The sequence below is a fragment of the Kitasatospora sp. NPDC059803 genome, from assembly GCF_042732255.1.
Lineage (GTDB): Bacteria > Actinomycetota > Actinomycetes > Streptomycetales > Streptomycetaceae > Kitasatospora.
This window is the reverse complement of sequence record NZ_JBHWIJ010000508.1, coordinates 1-2,782: the sequence shown is the minus strand read 5'-3', so window position 1 is coordinate 2,782 and position 2,782 is coordinate 1. Positions and strand designations below refer to the sequence as shown.

The 2,782-nt window shown below is 81.2% G+C and carries 2 protein-coding genes; one reads left to right on the top strand and one right to left on the bottom strand.

Going from position 1 to position 2,782, the window contains the following annotated elements; all coding sequences use genetic code 11:
• On the bottom strand, nucleotides 1-690 hold a 690-nt coding region (locus tag ACFV6I_RS38875; RefSeq protein ID WP_380430941.1), incomplete at its 3' end, for a DUF6350 family protein.
• A gap of 132 nt (nucleotides 691-822) precedes the next feature.
• Between ACFV6I_RS38875 and ACFV6I_RS38870 the strand changes: the two genes are divergently transcribed.
• Nucleotides 823-2,782, top strand: a 1,960-nt coding sequence (locus ACFV6I_RS38870; RefSeq protein WP_380430938.1) for a LuxR C-terminal-related transcriptional regulator, incomplete at its 3' end; no start/stop codon positions are given.

The following is a 2,782-nucleotide window of genomic DNA, read 5'->3' as shown; positions in this document are numbered from 1 at the left end:
CGCGTCCAGCGCCGCCCCCCCCGCAACCAGCACCCAGCCCCCCGCCACCCGCCCCGCCCCGGCCGCCCGCACCGCGCGGCGCACCGCCGCCGCGCCGCGGGCGTGTCTGTGCGGGGCGGGCAGCCGGTCCAGCAGCGGCCACGCCAGGCGGCGGGGCGGGGCGTCGGGGCCGGCGGCCCGAGCCGAACGCGCGCCCGCCGCCGTCGCCAGCCCGGCCAGCAACCCCACCACCAGGACGTCCGGCAGCACCCTGGCCCGGAACAGCCCGGCGCCCGTGCAGTGCAGCACCACCGCCACCGCGACCGCGCAGTAGCCCGCCCAGACCGCCGCCGGGCCGCCCCAGCGCGGCCGGGGCCCGCGCCGCGACGCCACCGCGGCGGCGGCCCGGTACAGCTGAGCCACCGCCAGCACGCCCAGCAGCAGCGGGGTGACGGTCAGCGGGGCGCCCGCGTCCCCCCGCAACACCGGCGCGCCGTGCCCGAGCAGCCACAGCGCCCCCGCCAACCGGGTGGCGCCGGTCGCCCCGTTGTCCGCGTACGGCGTCGCCACCCAGAGTCCGAGCACCGGCACCCCGACCACCGCCAGGCCGACCAGTGCCGTCCGCACCCCCGCCAACAGGTCGGCCGGCAACGGGCGTCCGCCCAATTCGCCGGGCAGTTCCAGGATCGGACGGCCCATCAGCTGCGTCATGCGCCTCATGGTGCCAAGGCGACTCGCCATGCCCCGTGAAGCAGCAAACCGCCGCCGTGTCCCAGATTATTGGCTTATGCGCATTTTCAGACCCGATCCCCAAGCCGCCGGCGCACCGGCCCGGAGCGTCTGATGACCACGCCACCCACCGCCGAACACCCCGCCGGCGCCGACTCCCCCACCCCCGAGAACCGCCCCCGCAAACCCCGGGCCACCCGCCCCGACCAGGACGCGGCGCGCCCCCTAGGGAAACTGACGCCCCGTGAGGCCAAGGAGCTCGCCCACCTCGCCGCCGGTCGCGACCTCCCGCAGGCGGCCGCCGCCCTCGGCGTCACCCCGGCCACCGCCCGCAGCTACGTCCAGCGGGCCATGCGCAAACTCGGCGCGGCCACCGAGGCCGAGGCCGTCGCCCTCACCACCGCCCGCCCGAAGAGCCCTGACCCCGCACCACCCGGCCCCACACCACCCGGCCCCGACGCGCCGGGTGACGCCCAGGCGGACCCTGCCGCCGCCCCCCGTACCCCCGACCCCGCGCCGCCGCGCCCGCCCGTCCTCGGCACCGGAGGAGAGCACCCCGGCCAGGCCACCCACTCCGCGCACGCCCACGCCCACGCCACCGACGCCGCTAGCGCCCAGGCGGCCCCGAACGCCCCGGGAGGGAGCATCAGCACACCCGCCGCCACCATGACACCGCCTGGCACCCGCGACATCCCGCCCGCGGCGCAGGCCCGACCCGACGACCCGGCCGCCGGCACCGGGCGGCCCGCCCACGCGGCCATGCCGGCCGACGACGAGCGGGCCGGGCCGGCCGGGAGCTTCGAGGAGCTGTACGAGCAGGCGCACACCCGGCTGGTGCAGCAGATGTTCCTGCTGACCGCCTGTCGGCACCGGGCGGCGCACTGCGTCCGGCTGGCGTTCGGGGCCGCGCGCCGGGGCTGGGCGGAGGTGGCCGCGACGGGGGATCCGGAAGGGTGGGTGCGGGTACGGGCGTGCGAGCTGGCGCTGTCCCCGTGGCACCGGGGCGGGCCCCGGCGGATGCACGCCTGGAAGCTGCCGCACCGGCGGATCCGGGTGCGGCCGGCGGACGAGTCGCAGGCGGTGCTGCCCGATCACGACCGGCTGACCGACCGGGACCGGGCGCTGCTGAAGGCGCTGCGGCGGCTGTCCCGGCCGCAGCGCCGGGCGCTGGTGCTGCACGACGGGCTGGGCCTGCCGGCGGCGGCGGTCGCGGTGGAGGTGGAGTCGACGCTGGCGGCGGCCGAGGGGCGGGTGTGGGCGGCCCGGGTGGCGCTGGCCCGGTGGGTGCCGGAGCTGCTGGGACCGGATCCGGCGGCACCGGGGTTCGCGGACGGCCTGAGCGGGCTGCTGCACCGGGCGGCGGTCCGGGGCTGCCCGCAGCCGCACCGGCCGCCCGGGGCCGGGGGGCGGGGCCCGCCCCCGCGGTGGGCGGCGCGCCCGGCGGGGGGGGGGGGGGGGCGGGGCGCCGGGGGGTGGCGCGCGGCGCTCGCGGGGGCGGGGGGCGGGGGGGGGGCCGGGGGGCCCCCCCCCCCCCCCCCGGCCGCCGGTGCCGGTGCTGCTGGCCCGGCACCGGCTGTGGACGGCGAGCCGGACGGGGGCGGCGGCGCTGCTGACGGCGGCGGTGGGCGGGGCGGCGCTGGCGACGCTGGTGGGGATCCGGCCGGTGACGCTGTTCCGGTCCCCGGAGCCGCCGGAGCCGGCGATGTGCCTGTCGACGGCGAACGCGGGCGTGCCGGGCGTGCCTGTTGTGCCGGGTGTGCCGGCGCTGCCGGGCGGGCCGCCGAACGTCGTCCGCAGCCTGTGGTGCAGCCCGACGCCGGGGGTGGAGGCGGTCGTGGTGGAGTCGGCGCCGCAGGCCGCCGCGCGGTGGGAGCTGCCGGCGGTCGCCCGGGGGGCGGGCGCCCCGCCGCCGCAGGGCCCGGAGGTCTGCCCGCTGTGGTCACCGCTGCCGTGCACGACCGGGCCGAGGGGGGGGGGACGTCCCGCGCCCCGGAGCGGGGGGGGCGGGGGGCGGGCGGGCGGGCCCGGGGGGGTCTGGGCGGGGGGGGGGTGGGGGGCGGGGGTGAGGCTCGCT